The organism is Candidatus Arsenophonus triatominarum, assembly GCF_001640365.1.
Classification (GTDB): Bacteria; Pseudomonadota; Gammaproteobacteria; order Enterobacterales; family Enterobacteriaceae; genus Arsenophonus; species Arsenophonus triatominarum.
The window spans coordinates 280,124-299,631 of sequence record NZ_LWMI01000006.1 but is presented as its reverse complement, the minus strand read 5'-3'; the positions used below and the strand labels follow the sequence as shown (position 1 = coordinate 299,631).

13 protein-coding genes, 1 rRNA gene and 5 pseudogenes are annotated in these 19,508 nt (G+C 35.7%); 9 read left to right on the top strand and 10 right to left on the bottom strand.

Annotated features, from left to right (window positions below):
- Nucleotides 1-29: 29 nt before the first annotated feature.
- Complete coding sequence (gene epmB, locus AYJ55_RS04340; protein WP_063654476.1) at nt 30-1,052, top strand: EF-P beta-lysylation protein EpmB; 1,023 nt, start codon at nt 30-32, stop codon at nt 1,050-1,052.
- A gap of 61 nt (nt 1,053-1,113) precedes the next feature.
- Here epmB and AYJ55_RS04335 read toward each other — a convergent pair whose 3' ends face one another.
- From AYJ55_RS04335 to AYJ55_RS04320, 4 genes are all read right to left on the bottom strand, one after another.
- Nucleotides 1,114-1,455 carry a DUF4156 domain-containing protein gene (locus AYJ55_RS04335; protein ID WP_063654474.1) on the bottom strand — a complete coding sequence of 114 codons (342 nt, stop codon included), beginning with the start codon at nt 1,453-1,455 and terminating at the stop codon, nt 1,114-1,116.
- 568 nt (nt 1,456-2,023) lie between these two features.
- Nucleotides 2,024-3,670, bottom strand: a complete 1,647-nt coding sequence (groL, locus tag AYJ55_RS04330) for a chaperonin GroEL (protein ID WP_063654472.1) — start codon at nt 3,668-3,670, stop codon at nt 2,024-2,026.
- A gap of 47 nt (nt 3,671-3,717) precedes the next feature.
- Nucleotides 3,718-4,011, bottom strand: a complete 294-nt coding sequence (locus AYJ55_RS04325) for a co-chaperone GroES (RefSeq protein WP_063654471.1) — start codon at nt 4,009-4,011, stop codon at nt 3,718-3,720.
- Between the two features lie 175 nt (nt 4,012-4,186).
- The gene (locus AYJ55_RS04320) at nt 4,187-4,690 is read right to left on the bottom strand and encodes an FxsA family protein (protein ID WP_063654470.1); all 504 of its coding nucleotides are present in this window, start codon (nt 4,688-4,690) and stop codon (nt 4,187-4,189) included.
- A 389-nt stretch (nt 4,691-5,079) separates the two neighbouring features.
- On the opposite strand from AYJ55_RS04320, the gene aspA reads away from it, so the two are divergent.
- The 4 genes and pseudogenes from aspA to AYJ55_RS35540 form a co-directional block, all read left to right on the top strand.
- The gene (gene aspA, locus AYJ55_RS04315) at nt 5,080-6,504 is read left to right on the top strand and encodes an aspartate ammonia-lyase (RefSeq protein WP_063654469.1); all 1,425 of its coding nucleotides are present in this window, start codon (nt 5,080-5,082) and stop codon (nt 6,502-6,504) included.
- Nucleotides 6,505-6,636: 132 nt separating this feature from the next.
- Entirely contained in the window at nt 6,637-7,953 is a 1,317-nt protein-coding gene (locus tag AYJ55_RS04310) for an anaerobic C4-dicarboxylate transporter (RefSeq protein WP_063654468.1), read from the top strand.
- A gap of 165 nt (nt 7,954-8,118) precedes the next feature.
- On the top strand, nt 8,119-9,879 hold the full coding sequence (locus AYJ55_RS04305; protein WP_063654466.1) for a protein-disulfide reductase DsbD: 1,761 nt from the start codon (nt 8,119-8,121) through the stop codon (nt 9,877-9,879).
- Nucleotides 9,880-10,413: 534 nt separating this feature from the next.
- Nucleotides 10,414-11,347, top strand: a pseudogene (locus AYJ55_RS35540) (IS701 family transposase); the annotation flags it as partial.
- 206 nt (nt 11,348-11,553) lie between these two features.
- Here AYJ55_RS35540 and AYJ55_RS04290 read toward each other — a convergent pair.
- From AYJ55_RS04290 to AYJ55_RS04275, 3 genes and pseudogenes are all read right to left on the bottom strand, one after another.
- Nucleotides 11,554-13,716, bottom strand: a complete 2,163-nt coding sequence (locus AYJ55_RS04290) for an MMPL family transporter (RefSeq protein ID WP_187153168.1) — start codon at nt 13,714-13,716, stop codon at nt 11,554-11,556.
- Nucleotides 13,717-15,245: 1,529 nt separating this feature from the next.
- Nucleotides 15,246-15,441: pseudogene (locus tag AYJ55_RS04280) on the bottom strand (transposase); the annotation flags it as partial.
- A 26-nt stretch (nt 15,442-15,467) separates the two neighbouring features.
- On the bottom strand, nt 15,468-15,788 hold the full coding sequence (locus AYJ55_RS04275; protein WP_063657841.1) for a transposase: 321 nt from the start codon (nt 15,786-15,788) through the stop codon (nt 15,468-15,470).
- Nucleotides 15,789-15,825: 37 nt separating this feature from the next.
- Between AYJ55_RS04275 and AYJ55_RS32625 the strand changes: the two are divergent.
- Nucleotides 15,826-16,143: pseudogene (locus AYJ55_RS32625) on the top strand (IS630 transposase-related protein); the annotation flags it as partial.
- Between the two features lie 17 nt (nt 16,144-16,160).
- Nucleotides 16,161-16,649 (top strand): IS630 family transposase, encoded by a 489-nt coding sequence (locus AYJ55_RS24915; protein ID WP_063653499.1) that lies wholly within the window; start codon nt 16,161-16,163, stop codon nt 16,647-16,649.
- 130 nt (nt 16,650-16,779) lie between these two features.
- Here the strand turns inward: AYJ55_RS24915 and AYJ55_RS24910 are convergent.
- Nucleotides 16,780-16,890 (bottom strand): annotated as a pseudogene (locus AYJ55_RS24910) (helix-turn-helix domain-containing protein); the annotation flags it as partial.
- A gap of 137 nt (nt 16,891-17,027) precedes the next feature.
- Here AYJ55_RS24910 and AYJ55_RS04265 point away from each other — a divergent pair.
- Both AYJ55_RS04265 and hemN read left to right on the top strand, forming a co-directional pair.
- Nucleotides 17,028-17,213 (top strand): GTPase-activating protein, encoded by a 186-nt coding sequence (locus tag AYJ55_RS04265; protein ID WP_063654459.1) that lies wholly within the window; start codon nt 17,028-17,030, stop codon nt 17,211-17,213.
- 216 nt (nt 17,214-17,429) lie between these two features.
- The gene (hemN, locus tag AYJ55_RS04260; RefSeq protein ID WP_063654457.1) at nt 17,430-18,800 is read left to right on the top strand and encodes an oxygen-independent coproporphyrinogen III oxidase; all 1,371 of its coding nucleotides are present in this window, start codon (nt 17,430-17,432) and stop codon (nt 18,798-18,800) included.
- Nucleotides 18,801-18,887: 87 nt separating this feature from the next.
- Here hemN and AYJ55_RS32620 read toward each other — a convergent pair.
- Nucleotides 18,888-19,051 (bottom strand): annotated as a pseudogene (locus AYJ55_RS32620) (IS982 family transposase); the annotation flags it as partial.
- A 274-nt stretch (nt 19,052-19,325) separates the two neighbouring features.
- Nucleotides 19,326-19,441: ribosomal RNA gene (rrf, locus tag AYJ55_RS04255) — 5S ribosomal RNA — on the bottom strand.
- Between the last annotated feature and the right edge of the window lie 67 nt (nt 19,442-19,508).

Genomic DNA, 19,508 nt, shown 5'->3' with positions numbered 1-19,508 from the left:
TTTTTAAGTAAAAATGGCATAGCCAAAAAATGTTTAATATTGTAACTCAAAAAAGCCCTGCCAGAGAAGTCTGGCTACAACAACTTGCAGAAGCTGTCACTGATCCTGACGAATTTCTACGATTACTGTCACTACAAAATGATCCAGAATTGCGTGCTGGAAGTGCTGCTCGTGCTTTATTTCCACTGCGCGTACCTCACCCTTTTATTGCAAAAATGCGGATCGGTGATGCCAATGATCCCCTTTTACGGCAAGTTATTATGCTAAAATCTGAATTTAATCTTACACCAACATTTTCGACTGACCCGCTAAATGAGCAAAATAGTCCAATTCCAGGATTATTACATAAATATCAGGATCGCGTCCTACTATTAGTGAAAGGAGGTTGTGCTGTTAATTGCCGCTACTGCTTCCGGCGTCACTTTCCGTATGAAGAGAACAAAGGCAACAAACAAAATTGGCAGATTGCATTAAATTATATTCAACGGCATACTGAGCTTAATGAAGTTATTTTTTCAGGCGGCGATCCTTTGATGGCAAAAGATCATGAGTTAGATTGGCTAATGTCACAGTTAGAAACTATCCCTCATATCAAACGGCTTAGGATCCATAGCCGGTTACCGGTGGTTATTCCTGCTCGCATTACCACAACACTTTGCCAACGTTTCAATATTTCTCGACTACAGATTATTATGGTGACTCATATCAATCATGCCAATGAAATTGACAGTGAGTTTAGTCGCGCGATGGAACAGTTAAAACAGGTAAGTGTTACCTTATTAAATCAAAGTGTACTTTTGCGCGGTGTTAATGATAATGCTGACTGTCTCGCTAAATTAAGTAATAAACTGTTTGAAAATGGAATACTACCTTATTATTTACATCTATTAGATAAAGTCCAAGGCGCCGCCCATTTTATGGTAACGGATGAAGAGGCTCGCATCATAATGAAAGAACTGCTTACCCGTATCTCAGGCTATCTGGTACCGAGATTAACCAGAGAAATAGTTGGAAAATTGAGTAAAACACCGATTGACTTACAATTACGATAACGATTTAGCTACATGATAAAACTCATGACCCTATATTATTCAGGATCATGCATAGCATGCGTTATGGACACTTATAAACTTGTCCTATCATTTTACTATCAGTAGGAATAAAACTCGAGAGTAACGTTTCCGTTGGGCTATTAGCGCCATAAATAACATTGCCTCCCATCTCAGCAGCTTTATTGCGTAAATCATTTGCTGCGCCACGCAGTGAACTAGACTCACTATTTACGCCACTAAGCCAATTACTTTGAGTGCCGGTAACCGACCCTAAATGCTGACATTCACTTCCAGGCTGGGCATTAACAAAACGAACTTTTTCGCCTGCGGTGATAATTTTATTGGTTGTTGAACAGCCAGCCAAGACAAATAGTGTGGCACCAAGCAATACTTTAATTCGCATGTTGTTCCTCATTTACTTTTAGCTATATATTAATATCAACGCTTACATTACCGAATTTTTCTGCCAAATTAAGCTTATTATCAATAACAACATAATATCCAGCAAAATAGTTTGGCCATCAATCTTTTATACCAGCGTGTTAACAACATTTTACCCTATTCTAGTAAATATACTCGGTTAAATCATATTATCGCAAAATTAAATCATCTTATGTGAAAAAATAGACTTAAAGCCAATAACCAGCCGCTAGCAAACCCTTAATGAAATCAAACACGAGTTTCGCACCAATAAAAAAACGCTCTATTTTTAAGTTTAATTCAGCATAATATATAAATAGACAAAATCTTATAAATTAAAAGCAACTTATTGTAATTTAAACAAATTTATACGTTTTAGTAACTTGCAAATTAACCATTGCTTTTAAGCCATTTCTGGAATTTTATATGTCTGTGCGAAACTCGTGTCAAATAGCAAACAGATAAAAATTTGATAATAAAAAACCCCGAGTCAAAAGTTAAACTCAGGGTTCTTCTCGTGATAAGGATAACGATGTTAAAATTTTAATACCTTACATCATACCACCCATACCACCCATACCACCCATACCAGCAGCAGCACCTAGATCAGCTTTATCTTCTTTTGGTAAATCAGTTACCATAGCTTCAGTTGTGATCATAAGACCGGCGATTGAGGCAGCAAATTGTAAAGCGGAACGAGTAACCTTAGTTGGATCCAAGATACCCATGTCAAGCATGTCGCCATACTCTTCAGTTAAAGCGTTATAACCGTAGTTGCCTTTACCTTGCTTAACATTGTTAACAACTACAGCTGATTCTACACCCGCATTCTCAACAATTTGGCGCATAGGTGATTCCATCGCGCGTAGGGCGATGCGAATACCAACGGTTTGATCTTCATTGTCACCTTTCAACTTATCTAATGCAGCTGCAACACGAACCAGAGCAACACCGCCACCAGCAACAATACCTTCCTCTACGGCTGCACGAGTTGCATGCAACGCATCATCGACACGAGCATGTTTCTCTTTCATTTCAACTTCAGTTGCAGCACCAACTTTAATCACCGCAACTCCGACTGATAATTTAGCAATACGCTCTTGCAATTTTTCACGATCATAATCGGAGGTTGCTTCTTCACGTTGTTGCTTAATTTGTTCGATGCGGCTTGTAATCATGTTTTTTTCACCGATACCATCAATAATAGTGGTGGTATCTTTGTTAATAACGATGCGTTTCGCTTGACCTAAATCTTCTAGCGTCGCTTTCTCCAACTCCATACCGATCTCTTCAGAGATAACAGCACCTTTGGTTAGAATAGCAATATCCTGCAACATGGCTTTACGGCGATCACCAAAACCAGGGGCTTTTACCGCAGCAACTTTTACAATACCACGTAAATTGTTGACTACCAATGTCGCTAGTGCTTCACCTTCAACATCTTCAGCAATAATCAACAACGATTTGCCTGCTTTAGCGACAGCTTCCAATGCAGGTAACAATTCACGAATATTAGAAATTTTTTTATCTACTAACAAGATATAGGCATTTTCTAATTCGACAGAGCCCGCATCTGGCTTATTGATAAAATAAGGAGACAAATAACCGCGATCAAATTGCATACCTTCAACAACTGCCAATTCGTCTGCTAAACCGGAACCTTCTTCAACGGTAATAACGCCTTCTTTGCCAACTCTCTCCATTGCATCAGCAATTAATTTACCGACGGTTTGATCAGAGTTAGCCGAAATCGTACCAACTTGTTTAATCTTTTCATTATCAGCACACGGTTTAGATAATTTTTTCAATTCTTCAACTGCCGCAGAAACCGCTTTATCAATACCGCGTTTTAAATCCATTGGGTTCATGCCGGCAGCAACCGCTTTTAAACCTTCACTAACAATCGATTGAGCGAGTACTGTTGCTGTGGTTGTGCCATCACCTGCTGCATCATTCGCCTTAGATGCAACTTCTTTTACCATCTGGGCACCCATATTTTCGAATTTATCTTCTAACTCGATTTCACGCGCAACAGACACACCATCTTTAGTAATCGAAGGTGCTCCGAAAGATTTATCCAGAATTACATTACGGCCTTTCGGACCTAAAGTAACTTTAACTGCATCAGCAAGAATACTCACTCCACGAAGCATTTTTGCACGGGCGTCAATCCCAAATTTTACGTCTTTAGCTGCCATTGTTTCTTTCCTTTAAATTCATTCATTCTGAAGATCTAAGCGAGAAATTATTTTTCAACAATTGCCAGAATATCGCTTTCTGACATAATCAATACTTCGTCGTTATCAATCTTTTCTGTCTTCACGCCATAGCCGTCGTTAAAAATAACAGTATCGCCAATTTTCACATCTAACGGTTTATTTTCACCATTTTCTAAAATGCGACCGTTACCAACAGCTAGCACTTTGCCTCGAGTTGACTTACCAGCAGCAGAGGCCGTCAAAACAATGCCACCAGCAGATTTAGCTTCAACTTCTTCGCGCTTGATGATAACCCGATCATGCAATGGACGTATCTTCATTAATAGATCTCCTATAAATAAAATCCATATAAGGTAAATAAGGATGATACTAGTATGTCTTACTTAAACCAGTACCCTGTTTGACGAAATGGGGTCAATTAAAATCAGTTCAAGGGGGTATACAAAAAATTTTTCATTTTTTCTTTCTACATTTAAAAAAACAAAATCGTTAGTATTATTTATCATCATGATCTTCTTTTTTAGAAAATTTGTCTTCATGTTTAATGCTGTTTGATGGAGAATCAGATTTTCTATCAAATTCGCCTTCATAGGTATACCCTTTTGAAGAACGGTTAAAATTATCGTTAGCTGTTCCGGCAGAATAAAAATGAATATGCGGCATAAGCTTCACGACTATCAGTTTTTGGATCGGAGAAAATAGTAGTAACAAACCTAAAAAATCCGTAAAAAAACCGGGTATAATTAACAGAATACCGGCAATCACTAAGGCCACATTCTTAATCATCTCCTCGGCTGGATTCTCACCGACAGCTAATTTTTGACGTATTAACAATAAGTTCTTAATTCCCTGACTTTTTACTAAAGAAATTCCAAGGCATGAAGTTAAAACGACCAATATTAAAGTGGTTAATACACCTATGTTCTCAGCAACCCTAACAAAAATAACTGCTTCGATATAAATTAACAGGCATAAAAGTATGAATGGAAACCAACGCATACAATTCTCCTAATATTTGCTAATAAAACGCTAGCCTCTTGAATTAGCAAGATAAATTGTCTCAAAAAAATGAATATCACGATATTTTCTTTATAAGCATAAGCCGATAATACCTATATGATGTAGATCTATCATACATTTTTCAATGATAAAAAATTTTAATGTTTTAAATGAGTTATGTGAACGCGATCACACATATCATATTTAATTCACTAAGATGCATATATAGTATTCCATTTTATGACAATACCACTATTTCGGAATATATATCACGGTTATAATTAAAATCTTAGTTATTAATTTCAAATCTGACGTTAACATAATCCATTTTTACTATTTACATTACATATTCAATTAATAAATCGCCATTTAATTTTAAGAAGGTTTGTATGTCTAAAAGTATTCGTTCTGAAGAAGACCTATTAGGTAAACGAGATGTACCTGCTGAAGCCTATTATGGTATTCATACATTGCGTGCGATCGAAAATTTCTATATTAGCGACCGAACTATTAATCATGTCCCCGAATTTATTCGTGGAATGGTAATGGTAAAAAAAGCAGCAGCAATGGCAAATAAAGAACTAAAAACCATTCCACAAAAACAAGCAGATGTGATTATTAATGCCTGTGACCAAATTTTAAATAAAAGCAAGTGCATGGATCAGTTTCCAATAGATGTCTTTCAAGGTGGAGCCGGTACATCATTAAATATGAATACTAACGAAGTCCTGGCTAACATTGGTCTTGAATTAATGGGACATAAAAAAGGTCAATACCAATATTTAGATCCCAATGACCATTTAAATAAGAGTCAATCAACTAATGATGCCTATCCAACCGGCTTTCGAATCGCGGTTTATAACTCTATTACTAACCTAATTAAATCAATTACTCTACTTCAAGAAGGTTTTGAACAAAAAGCCAACCAATTTAAAGATATTCTTAAAATGGGTCGCACTCAATTACAAGATGCTGTTCCTATGACAGTAGGGCAAGAATTTCATGCATTTGCCACATTATTAAAAGAAGAAATAAAAAATTTACACCGCGCTAGTGAATTATTACTTGAAGTCAATCTTGGTGCAACCGCAATCGGAACCAGAGTCAATACCGCTGCCGGTTATCAAGAATTGGTGGTAAAAAAATTAGCTGAAGTAACAGGATTGCCCTGCATTCCGGCAGAAGATTTAATTGAAGCAACTTCCGACTGTGGTGCTTATATTACAGTACATGCAGGATTAAAACGCTTAGCCGTTAAACTATCAAAAATCTGTAATGATCTTCGTTTACTCTCTTCCGGCCCTCGTGCTGGTTTAAAAGAAATCAATCTACCTGAACTACAAGCGGGTTCATCTATTATGCCTGCTAAAGTCAATCCTGTTATCCCTGAAGTGGTTAATCAAGCATGCTTCAAAGTTGTTGGCAACGATACTTGTGTTACTATCGCAGCGGAAGCAGGACAATTGCAATTGAATGTGATGGAGCCGGCAATCGGCCAAGCAATTTTTGAATCTATTTCATTAATGAATAATTCTTGCCGTAATTTACTGGAAAAATGTATTAACGGTATTACCGTCAATAAAGAAATTTGCGAAAAATATGTTTTTAATTCGATTGGCATTGTTACTTATCTTAATCCATTTATCGGTCATCATAATGGCGATATCGTCGGTAAAATATGCGCTGAAACAGGTAAAAATGTTAGAGAAGTAGTATTAGAGCGAGGTTTACTAACAGAAGAACAATTAGACGATATTTTCTCTGTTGAAAATCTAAAAAATCCTCAGTATAAAGCTAAACGCTTTGATGACTAAATTAGCATGTTAACAATAAAAATTAATTCGTCTTAATTTTTAAGGCACGCTTTCTGCAAAGAAGCGTGCCTTTTACTTTACATACACAAAAAACAAACAAAATATTATCAATTACTTTAAGGAGTAAACATTATGCTAGGCGTAGAATTTATTATTGTTCTGCTGGCCATCTTTCTGGGAGCACGACTAGGAAGTATCGGTATAGGCTTTGCTGGCGGTCTTGGTGTCTTGATGCTGGCAATTTTAGGCGTTAAACCAGGAACAATCCCCTATGATGTTATTTCCATTATTATGGCTGTTATCGCCGCTATCTCTGCCATGCAAATTGCCGGCGGATTAGATTATTTGATTGATCAAACAGAAAAATTACTTCGTAAAAATCCTAAATACATTACCATCTTAGCGCCGATCGTTACCTATTTTCTGACTTTATTTGCAGGTACAGGTAATATTTCATTGGCAACATTACCTGTTATTGCTGAAGTTGCTAAAGAAAATGGTATTAAACCCTGCCGGCCCTTATCAACAGCTGTTGTCGCGGCACAAATCGGCATCACTGCATCACCGATTTCAGCTGCAGTGGTCTATATCGCTTCGGTTATGGAAAATCCTGCTATGGTTAGTAAACCCATTAGCTATATTAGCTTACTAGCTATTCTATTACCGGCAACTTTTTTAGCTATTTTACTTATGTCATTCATTATTTCTTGGTGCTTTGATTCTAAACTGGCTGATGATCCCATTTATCAACAACGTTTAGCCGCCGGATTAATAGAATTAAGAGGTTGTCAGTCTAAAAAAATTAAAGCTGGCGCGAAAAAGTCAGTGTTATTTTTTCTGCTAGGTGTCATATGTGTGGTTATTTATGCCATGATTAATAGCCCCAGTCTTGGTCTAATTGAAATACCACTAATGAATACGACCAATGCAATTTTGATTATTATGCTAAGTGTAGCGACCTTAATTACACTAAGTTGCCATGTTAAAACAGATGCCATTTTAAATTCTAGTACCTTTAAAGCAGGTATGAGTGCCTGTATCTGTATTTTAGGCGTAGCATGGTTAGGCGATACTTTTGTCCAGGCTAATATTGACTGGATAAAAGCCACTGCCGGTCAGCTTATTCATAATCATTCATGGATGTTAGCGGTGATATTTTTCATCTGTTCTGCACTACTTTACTCTCAGGCTGCAACGATTAAGGCGCTAATGCCAATAGCTCTTGCTTTAAACGTCAGTCCATTAACCGCGATTGCCTCTTTTCCTGCGGTTTCGGGTCTCTTCGTTTTACCAACCTATCCAACATTAGTTGCGGCCGTTCAAATGGATGACTCCGGTACGACTCGCATTGGTCGCTTTGTATTTAATCATCCATTTTTTATTCCTGGCATTATTGGTGTTTGCCTATCTGTCATTTTCGGCTTTTTGTTTGGTAGCATCATCCTTTAATGTTAGAAAAATCCGATTCAAGGACCTAAAGTCCTTGAATTTTTATCGTAACAAACAATATTCTTTAAACAAATTAGCCACTAAAACTTTTCCAATCGATAAACAGTAGGTTATAGTTCAATAATTATCTTATTTTTAAATTTAACAGCTATTTTTAAATCTATTATGCAGAGACGTGTTTATGTTTTAGGCTTATTACTAATACTGTGTGGGACATTCCTTTTATCAACCGCAGCATATGCTATTTTTGAAAAAGGAGGAATGAATCAATTGCTCTCTGCTGATCAAGCCTTCGTGTTTGATTTTGAACAAAAAGAAAACAAATTAATAGTGAACTGGCAAATACAGCCTGGCTATTATCTCTATCAAAAACAGATAAAATTCCTTCCCAGTCATGCCAAGCTCGGTAAATATCAATTACCAAAAGGAAAATATCATGAAGATGAATTTTTTGGTAAAACAGTTGTTTATTTTAATAATTTAGTTATTAATATTCCTATTATCCGTGCCACAGACCAAGCCAATATTGAAGTGAAATATCAAGGGTGTGCAGCTGCCGGCTACTGTTATCCTCCAGAAACAAAAATTATTCCACTTAGCTCCGTCATTGCCACCAAAAAATCGCTAGCCACCAATAAATTTGTTCAACTAAACGCTAACTCTTCAGCGAAAAAAGCGACTAGCGGAAAAACAGAGCAACCTTTTTCACCTTTATGGGCACTGCTATTCGGTATTGGTGTTGTATTTACTCCTTGCGTTTTACCGATGTACCCTTTAATTTCAGGTATTATATTAGGTAAGCAAAGACCCAAAAGTTTAATAAAAATCTTTTGGTTAGCTTTTAGTTATGTTCAAGGAATGGCTCTCACTTATACCCTGTTGGGGCTAATTGTTGCAGCGGCCGGTTTATCATTTCAAGCCGCACTTCAGCACCCCTATGTTTTGATCATAATTTCCATTCTGTTTATTCTGCTGGCATTTTCCATGTTTGGTTTTTATAACCTACAGCTAACATCTTCACTGCAAACAAAACTGATCAATTGGAGCGACCACCAAAAAGCAGGATCTTATTTTGGTGTATTTATTATGGGTGCACTGGCCGGACTTATCTGTTCTCCCTGTACCACAGCGCCACTCAGTGCTATTTTGCTTTATATTGCCCAAAGCGGAGATCTGTTAATCGGAGGTCTAACACTTTACCTATATGCATTAGGTATGGGGCTGCCACTCATTGGCATAATATTATTTGGCCATCGACTACTTCCTCGTAGCGGTCCTTGGATGCAATATGTTAAAGAAGCGTTTGGCTTTGTGATCTTAGCGTTACCCATTTTCTTACTCGAACGGATTTTTGGCGAGATCTGGAGTCTTAGGTTAAGCAGTTTATTAATAACTGCATTTTGTTTATGGGTATTCATCCTATTACTTAAGAAACATAACAGCCGGGCGCGGATTGGTCAGATCTTATTTTTACTATTGGCTATCATAGCAGCCCAACCGTTACAAAATGGAATTTGGCAAATATCTGCCATCTCAAGACCACAAAGCCATATGGATTTAAAGTTTAAACAAGTAAAAAATTGGCAAGAAATCAAACAAGCAATAAACAATAATACTAGCAAAATAGTTATGCTTGATTTTTATGCTGATTGGTGTGTCGCCTGTAAGGAGTTTGAAAAATACACCTTTAGTGATCCCAAGGTCAAAAGTAAACTGGATAATATGTTATTACTGCAAGCCAATGTGACAGAAAATAATGCTGAACAAAAATCTCTTTTACAATATCTCGATGTCTATGGATTACCCACTATTATTTTCTATGATGATAAAGGCATCGAATTACCTAATTCACGGGTTTATGGTTTTATGAATAGCAAAATGTTCTATCAGCATTTAGAACAAATTACGCAACGGCAAGGGAAATAAACATGCAACGTGAGCAAGTACTGAACTCTGTACTACAACTGTTAGAACAACACGGCCTTGGCTGTAATATTGAAATATTACTTAATAAACTTAAAATAGAATTTAATAAATCGCGTCAATTTTAGCCAAATGATGAAGCGTTGCTTTATGATTGTTTACGTCACCATAGTCAACAAATTGAGACCTGACACCGGCAGATACAACTCAATGACGAACTTTCGCCGGAAGAAAAACTATTAGCCCGTTAACCAGTGCTCAAAAAGTCAGCGATAATCGCTTTCTAGGCTGTCTATTTATCGCTGCATGCAGTATTTTCCCAGATCCTGAGCATCCAATTCATCCACGAGTTTCGCGCAGGCATATAAAATTCCAGAAATGGCTTAAAAGCAATGGTTAATTTGCAAGTTACTAAAACGTATAAATTTGTTTAAATTACAATAAGTTGCTTTTAATTTATAAGATTTTGTCTATTTATATATTATGCTGAATTAAACTTAAAAATAGAGCGTTTTTTTATTGGTGCGAAACTCGTGATTCTTACAAGTAAGCAGTGTAAGATAGTCTGGTTTGGCGTTATCAGAAGTAAGCCCATCGCCTTTATATCATGACACTGTTAGCCGATGGCTAAAAGTAGATGTTTTCGACCTAAACTAAAGACTTATGGCGATTAGTTCAACCCTCTATAGACAAAAAAAGCCCTTGCGTACTAATTGCCGATGATACATTGATTGCCAAAACACGTAGTAAAAAAATAGAGATGGTCCATTATCAATATTCAGGTAATGAACATGATGTTATTGCTGGCATAGGTTTAGTTAATTTACGTTGGCATAATCTAACAACTGTTGGATCAATTCCTATTGATTATCGTATTTATGATAAAGATTCCGATGGAAAAACAAAAAACACGCACTTTTCCGAAATGCTCGCTCTTGCTAAAAAAAGAGGGATCATACCAGAAGCGGTAGTGATGGATGCCTGGTATTCTAGCCTGGATAATCTGAAATCAATTCGCTCTCATGGTTGGGTCTGGGTAACCACGCTGAGGAAAGATAGGATTTTAACCATAACAAACAACTGAACAAGTTAGACATCTCAGAAGAAGGAACTCCAATACACTTACGAGGTTATGGTTGGGTGGCTGTTTTCAAATTTACAGCCAAAAACGGCCGTATTGATTACTTAGTAACAAACAAAGACAATCCCACCCGTCAATACGTCAAATCTATCATGGATGCCCGTTGGTCTGTTGAAGTTTATCATCGAGAAGTTAAACAAAATTGTGGTATTGAACGCTGTCAGGCTCGCACGAGCGCAAAGAAATCATATTTTTCTCGCTATTTCTGCGTGGTTTGAACAACATAAACGTCGTACATCTGAAAAAATAACCCTTTATCAACAAAATTGGGACGTAATCAAAAATGCTATTACTGAGCACATCCGTGTTTTATTAACGTACCCAAATTAGTTTTGTGCGAAACTCTTGCTAGTATGGCATTCGAAATCTACTTAGCAAAAAGATTTATGTCAACAAAAATTTAATATTACCGCGGTTTTAGTTAATAGTAAATTAGGTTGGAATTAAAAATTTATGGTGTCAATAGTCTCTGAATGCGACTGAATATAGAACATAACAATATGATAAATAAAAATAATATTCAAAAAAATTAAATGCTAAATTTTATAGTGATTTTTTTCTTTACATTTAAACATTACCATTGGTGATAACATATACGCAACAAAAATCCCACTACATGAAACAATACCAAAACTACTAATTGTTAAGCTATTACTAAAAATTAGTACACTTAACGTCAAAAGTGTTGTTATCATAGCTAGCGTAATAGTAAATAAAGAGCTAAGTGGTTCATTATTAGCGTTACTCAAAAAAAATGTATAATTAACACCAATACCCAGCACTAAAACCAAAGTTAATAACGAAAAAATATTTAGACAATGCCCAGTAAACGCAAGCATGGCAAGGCTACTGATTAATGACAATATTGAAGGTAATAAACTAATCATCCCATGACATAAGCCCAATTTAGCTATCATACAGGCAGCAATCACTCCAAGTGCCGCGAATAGCAATCCTGCAATAATCATACAATATAGTGTAAATACTTCATTAAATACCGCTTTACTATCTATCCATACTACTCCTGGAAGCACTTCAGCTAAGACTGAAAGTGCAACACTATTTTTGACGCCATCTACCGGAATCAAAATACCATTTCTACCATCCACCAAAGTTGTCCATATCAAACGCCAACTGTCACTGACTGAATTTTCAGCATTTTGCTCAATTTGATTTAGCATTACAGTCATCTTTAATTTTTCTAAGACATTAATTGTATAATGATTGGCTTGGTCTTCTATTATAGTAAGATCTCGAATAAAGGCCGTATCGGGATATTTATTTTGTTCTGAGTCAAACGGAATAAGATGATAATTTGTCAACCAACCACGTTTTTTCGCTATATTAAGTTTCATAATAAAAGCTTTAAGACGCTTAAATGTTTCTTTAGAATTATCACCATAGATTACAAACCATTTTTGATCATTATTGTCACTGGTTAAACTTATGATAACTTCCTGAGATAAAATTACTGAAGGCAATACCTGAAGCGAAGATGCATTATCATTAATTTTAAACATTGCCAATCCACTTAATGACACTACACCAACCAAAAGTGGTAATCCAATACGTAACATTTTGTATCGTTGCCAAGCTCTAAACCAGAGCGACATGAAAGTCTTAGCTGGTATTGTTCTTACTGGTATGCCACGACATAACCATGGAAACCAAAAAACAACCGTTAAATATGAGCCAATAAAACTTGCCGCAGAAAAAAATACCATTTGGCAAATTTCAGGAAATGGCGTAAACATCATAATAATATAAGCAGTTATAGTAGTAATAAGTACTAATAATAATGTCGCTTGTATTTTTTTAAGACTTTGCCAAGGATCTGTTTTATGGCCATAAAGCATCCGTTCTGTAAGATAGTAAAGGGGATAGTTTACAGATAATCCTATAATGCTTATATTCATTACTAACGTAATCAAATATAATTCACCAAAAACGAATAACGTAGTAATATTAGCAACTAGCGCACCAATACCAACTGATAAAAAACAAAGTAATAATGATTGAAGAGAACGAAAAACAATCAATATTAGTGCCCCCATTCCTAGTACGGCAATAGTGCCAAAAATAAAAATATCCTGTTCTATCTGCTGGTTCTTATAATCACTATACAGCATAGTACCACGTGATAAAATTTGTACCTGTGGATAATCAACCGTAAATTGTTTCGCTCGGGCTTCTAAATTCGTTACTAACTGATCAATCTTATGCATACTAAAAGATGAATCTATCAGCTCTCCATAAATCAGATACCAATATTGCCCGTGATAATCTTGTATTATAATCCAGCCATTTTGTAGACATAACTGACTAGTATTTTGTGCTAACTTTTGCCACGTATTAGGCATAAGTATTGGGGGATCAATAATAGAATTTTTGTTATTATCAGAAAAAACGTCATAAATTTGAGAAATTATCCACTGAGCATGCGCATTATTATGATTTTTTAATACTGGTTCCCCAGGAAGTTGTTCACCTTCACGACAATCCGAAAGAACGCTTTCTTCTAATTGTTTCCGCCGTTGAATATCAATTGGGCCTTTAACATAACTAATACCGGGTTCAAGGCGCAGCAATGCTAACCAATGTTCTGCAGCAGATGGATCTGGCTGTTTTCCCGGACTTATCAACCACATTAAATGTCGCTCGAACGGCTGCATAAAATCATTGTCAAGCGAGGCTGTCAAATCGTTTAATTTTTTTTGCGGTAACCATGTTAAAATATTGTCGCTAAATCGTACATTAGGTAGCAATGCTAATAATGCTATTAACAACAAACAAATAAAAAGCCATATCACTGCACCACAGTGCAAAAATTTATTAGGCAGAAATGGGTTATTCATCATTAATCAGTGTAAAAAGCATTCATCGATATTACCCAACAGCAGTATTAATCTGATAATTTTGTTTATCATCTAAAAGAAAAGCATTTAGATAAAATAAATTTTCAAAATAATTAACCTGGATGACATTATTTAATAATTTATTTATCAAGAAAAAATATAATAAAAATTTAAGTTCAAATATCGATAAACAAGTTTTCATTACGATGAGAAAACAGCAAAAAACTCTCACAAAATCACTCCCTGACGCTAAAACAAAAATATTCTTGCTATGCTTTCCATTAACCCTACTTTAATTTACCAGCGTAAAGCTACTTGTCCCCGCTTGAGTAAAAAACGTGCAATCATATAACTACTCCATCCTATAGAAGTAAGTAAAATTACCCTATCAAAAATCTATTAATAGTGTAAAGAAATATACACTCCATAAATGAATAGTTGGTTTTTTATTCTGAAATATTGTATTTTTAATATATAAAATAATATTCTATATTTTTATGAGAAAATGTTTTTTATAATTAATTAAATAAAAAGGGATTACTTCTCACTCACCAATAGTAAAAAAGAATTAGCATATCTTTTGTGCTTAATAAAAATTTGTCGTTTATATTTATTAGTTATACTTATGATTTAATAGTGACGACAATGTTGATTACAACAATTACCCTTCAGCTACCTTACTCAGGTTAACGTTGGCGATTATGTTTTAGTAAGGATCACCAAAATCAATAATAAACATTAATCATTTAATACTGTTATATTTACCCAACTTCTAAATACCTCACAATAAATTTTCATAGTAATATTAATTGCTATTTGTTCAGTAACAATCAGGATTTTCTTTCATCTAATACTTGTAAGATTATCTTGCTGCTGCGTATTAAACTAAGGCTGTTGCCGCGAATTAAAAACATAGCGCGTCAGGTATTCTTTTATGCTAAATTTTGACTTACAAGTAATGAACGTGTGGATCATGTTTACTATCATCAAAAAACTAATGAGAAAAAAACTCATAATCATAGCCGTTAGCCTAACTATCGCAACGCCACTACACTATTAACCTTGGCTAAAGAGCCAAAAAACTTCATTTATACCAGTGCAGGTGATTTCGAATCGGTATCAGCTATCTTAACCTGAGTTCGGGATAAGAAATAAAGTGAAAGTCTTGCTATTCAAATACACGAGTTTCGCTCCAATAAAAAAACGCTCTATTTTTAAGTTTAATTCAGCATAATACATAAATAGACAAAATCTTATAAATTAAAAGCAACTTATTGTAAGTTAAACAAATTTATACGTTTTAGTAACTTGCAAATTAACCATTGCTTTTAAGCCATTTCTGGAATTTTATATGCCTGTGCGAAACTCGTGTTGTAATGAATGGCATCGAGCCAGACAAAAAGATAGAGCGCCTCCAGAGTGCGTTGTTTCCAGGCTTTTAATTCAGGGAGTAATTTGTCAGTAATATGCGTAATAGCTCCATCTGATATTTCCAGTCCATATAATTCTGCAACATGTTTTTGAATATCACGATAACTCATGTCCTAATGCAAATAACCATAGGATTTTGTTATAGCTAGGCGACTTAATTTTGATTACAGCATATGTATTAAAAACAGGTCATCGATAGTGCATCCTGTTTCCATCTTTTTACGTTTAGCTTGAGACCATTTATGTTCTATAGGATTTAAATCTGGTGAATACACAGGCAAATATTCTATCTGGTGTCCTGCGTTTATAATTGCCTGTTCAATATTCTTACCTTTGTGAAAGCTAGCGTTGTCCATAAAAATAACAGAATTTTCAGGAAGTTCTGGGAGCAATATTTTTGTGATCCAAACATAAAAAACATCACGGTTAATATTGCAATCAAATAATCCGATAGCAAAAAGGGTTGTTCCCAATAAAGCGCCAATATAGCTAGGCGACTTAATTTTGATTACAAGGTGTGTTATGAGTTATACAATTGATTTTCGACGTAAAGTAATATCTGTAAGGAAAGCCGAAGGTTTAACAATTCGAGAAACTGCGAAACAATTCCGTATTGGAAAAGCGTCTTTAGTACGTTGGCTTAAACGACCAGAGCCAAAAAATTCAACGCCACGTAAGAGGAAGCTCGATAAAAATGCTTTAGCAAAAGATGTGGAACAGTATCCAGATGCTTACCAAAAGGAACGGGCAGAGCGATTCGGTGTTTGTAAAAAGACTATTTGGCAATCCCTTAAAAAGCTGGGATTAACCTATAAAAAAAAACTCTATTCCATCCAAAAACCAACGAAAGCGACAGGCTGGCACATCAGCAAAAAAGACAACAGTATGAAAAAAAAGATAAATCTGTTGTTTTTATTGATGAAAGTGGTTTTTCACATGACACTCCACGAACTCACGGCTATTCCCCAAAAGGTCACCGTTGTTTTGGCCTGAAAAACTGGGGTGCTAAGGGAAGAACAAATGTTATTGGCGCTTTATTGGGAACAACCCTTTTTGCTATCGGATTATTTGATTGCAATATTAACCGTGATGTTTTTTATGTTTGGATCACAAAAATATTGCTCCCAGAACTTCCTGAAAATTCTGTTATTTTTATGGACAACGCTAGCTTTCACAAAGGTAAGAATATTGAACAGGCAATTATAAACGCAGGACACCAGATAGAATATTTGCCTGTGTATTCACCAGATTTAAATCCTATAGAACATAAATGGTCTCAAGCTAAACGTAAAAAGATGGAAACAGGATGCACTATCGATGACCTGTTTTTAATACATATGCTGTAATCAAAATTAAGTCGCCTAGCTATATAGCGATATAAGACCTCACTGGTATAACGGTGGATTAACGCCAAACGAATCAGAGCGACTGTTCCGTGAACAGTCAGGTAGGGTGGCCAATTTTAGTTGACCACTACACAAGTTCCTGGTAGCGATAAAACGTATCTCGGGATACCCCCATAATCTTACAGGCTTTTGAGACGTTATTAAGCTCTTCAGCGAGGTTAAGTAACCCGACTTTATATTTATAGAATTACCTTTTATTTAATTATCTAATGATGTTAATTAAAACCGGTAACGCTCTTTTTTAAATCAGAATTGTCAGATTAAGTTAAGACTAATACATATTATCACCCGCAGAAGAGTTGGTATTATAGGAAAATGATGAACGTCTGGCCGTTACTAACTGATCTTGAAGAAGGTAAAAAGTTGGCCAAAGAGGAAATGGCTTATGTTGATGGTAAATTGGATCGCATTGATACTTTGCTGAAAATAGTTGGTATTGAGCTTGATGACGAAGAAGATGATGATAAACTGGATGCTATTATGCGGCTTTTGAAAGGGAAGTAAGCATTGTTTTTCATGACTATGTAATAGTAAAAATGGGTGTTATTGCCTAATAAAATAGTAATATTTATTACTGATCTTAAATAGTTTGGTTAATTGGATTATTATTCCATTTACATCATCTTAAGATAATCTCTCATAAGTTAAGATAGTAGCAACAAATACAGTAATGTGAGTCTGGCTATAAGATAGCAGATGTTATTATTAAAGGATAAAAATATGTCAGAGCAGGGTATTATTTGGGATCTTTCTCTTATTCAAAAATATAACTATGCTGGGCCCAGATATACATCTTATCCTACTGCGTTAGAATTTAATCAACACTATAGTGATAGTAATTTTGCTATTGCTGCCAGTCGCTATCCTGACAGGCCCCTGTCTCTCTATGTACACATTCCGTTTTGTTATAAGCTGTGTTATTTCTGTGGCTGTAATAAGTTGGTGACTCGGCATAAACATAAAGTAGATAACTATCTGCTGGTTTTAGCAAAAGAGATCATAGAACAAGCGAAATTATTTACTAATCGAACTGTTACCCAAATGCACTGGGGCGGTGGGACACCAACCTATTTGAGTAAATCCCAGATCAGTCAACTATTGGCAATGTTGAAATCACATTTTCATTTTGCCACCGATGCCGAAATATCAATTGAAATTGATCCGCGAGAAATAGAATTGGATGTTATTGATCACTTGCGCTACGAGGGTTTTAACCGCTTGAGTATGGGCGTACAGGATTTTAATAAACAGGTACAGCATTTAGTTAACCGTCAGCAGGATGAAGATTTTATTTTCGCTTTGATTCAACGTGCCAGAGACACGGGGTTTACTACCAGTATCGATTTGATTTATGGTTTACCGAAACAGACAGCGGAAACTTTTGCTTTTACTTTGGAGCGAGTATTAACCCTTTCGCCTGATCGTTTAAGTGTGTTTAATTATGCCCATTTACCGGCTCTCTTTGCTGCACAACGCAAAATAAAACCGCAAGATTTACCGACAGCGGAACAAAAACTGGCTATTTTGCAGCAAACGATTTTTACCTTGACACAAAATGGTTACCAATTTATTGGTATGGATCATTTTGCTAAACCTAACGACGAACTGGCTATTGCACAACGTAATGGGGTTTTACATCGTAATTTTCAGGGCTATACCACTCAGCAAAACTGTGATCTACTCGGACTTGGCGTGTCAGCAATTAGCATGTTAGGAGATCATTATGCACAAAATCAAAAAGATTTAAGCGCCTACTATCAGGCCATTGAAAATCATCAACATGCATTATGGAAAGGTTTATCTTTGACACAAGATGACTGTATTCGGCGTGATGTCATCAAAACTTTAATCTGCAATTTTCATTTAGATTATGGTCAAATTGAAGATTGCTATCAGATTGATTTTAAAAATTATTTTTCTGCAGATTTACAGTTATTACAACCGATGATAGCAGATAGTTTGGTGATTGTTGGTCAAAGACAGCTACAAATTACCCCTAAAGGCCGATTATTAATCCGTAATATATGTATGTGTTTTGATATTTATTTGCGCAACCAAATGCGTCAACGTCAATTTTCACGTGTAATTTAGCTGGTTACAGAGGATAGTCTAGCCGTACATTTCAGCTCTTTTTTACTACTCGATACTGTAGTGGCCAATTTTAGTTGACCACTACAAATCGGCAACCGACAGACCCGTGCACTTTCCCTTAATTGACTCAAACACTGCCGTTAAAGCTAAGCACTGCGCGGAAGTAACTCTACGCAGCGTGAATATGATGGCAAGTTAGGAAATTCCTTTCTGAGAAATAAACGGACATGATAGAGATAAAATACCTTGATGTATAAGAAATTAATACCCGAAATGGTTACTCATTAACCTGCGCCATGATGAAATCCTTTTTATTTTCTTCTAAATTTTGCCAAAATTATGTTGAAGGTTGAGATAAGGAACGGAATAGATGGTTAATTTGCAAGTTACTAAAACGTATAAATTTGTTTAAATTACAATAAGTTGCTTTTAATTTATAAGATTTTGTCTATTTATATATTATGCTGAATTAAACTTAAAAATAGAGCGTTTTTTTATTGGTGCGAAACTCGTTACATAATTAAAGTCTGGCAGCTCCCTACTCTCACATGGGGAGACCCCACACTACCATCGGCGCTACGGCATTTCACTTCTGAGTTCGACATGGGGTCAGGTGGGACCACCGCGCTATTGCCGCCAGACAAATTCTTTTTTATTTATCCCGTCTCATTTCGCTGCCTTTCAGCCTGCTCACCTACCTCAGTACGC

Coding starts and splice junctions, on each gene's coding strand:
- epmB (WP_063654476.1), top strand. CDS start 30: ATGTTTAATATTGTAACTCAAAAAAGCCCTGCCAGAGAAGTCTGGCTA.
- AYJ55_RS04335 (WP_063654474.1), bottom strand. CDS start 1,455: ATGCGAATTAAAGTATTGCTTGGTGCCACACTATTTGTCTTGGCTGGC.
- groL (WP_063654472.1), bottom strand. CDS start 3,670: ATGGCAGCTAAAGACGTAAAATTTGGGATTGACGCCCGTGCAAAAATG.
- AYJ55_RS04325 (WP_063654471.1), bottom strand. CDS start 4,011: ATGAAGATACGTCCATTGCATGATCGGGTTATCATCAAGCGCGAAGAA.
- AYJ55_RS04320 (WP_063654470.1), bottom strand. CDS start 4,690: ATGCGTTGGTTTCCATTCATACTTTTATGCCTGTTAATTTATATCGAA.
- aspA (WP_063654469.1), top strand. CDS start 5,080: ATGTCTAAAAGTATTCGTTCTGAAGAAGACCTATTAGGTAAACGAGAT.
- AYJ55_RS04310 (WP_063654468.1), top strand. CDS start 6,637: ATGCTAGGCGTAGAATTTATTATTGTTCTGCTGGCCATCTTTCTGGGA.
- AYJ55_RS04305 (WP_063654466.1), top strand. CDS start 8,119: ATGCAGAGACGTGTTTATGTTTTAGGCTTATTACTAATACTGTGTGGG.
- AYJ55_RS04265 (WP_063654459.1), top strand. CDS start 17,028: ATGAACGTCTGGCCGTTACTAACTGATCTTGAAGAAGGTAAAAAGTTG.
- hemN (WP_063654457.1), top strand. CDS start 17,430: ATGTCAGAGCAGGGTATTATTTGGGATCTTTCTCTTATTCAAAAATAT.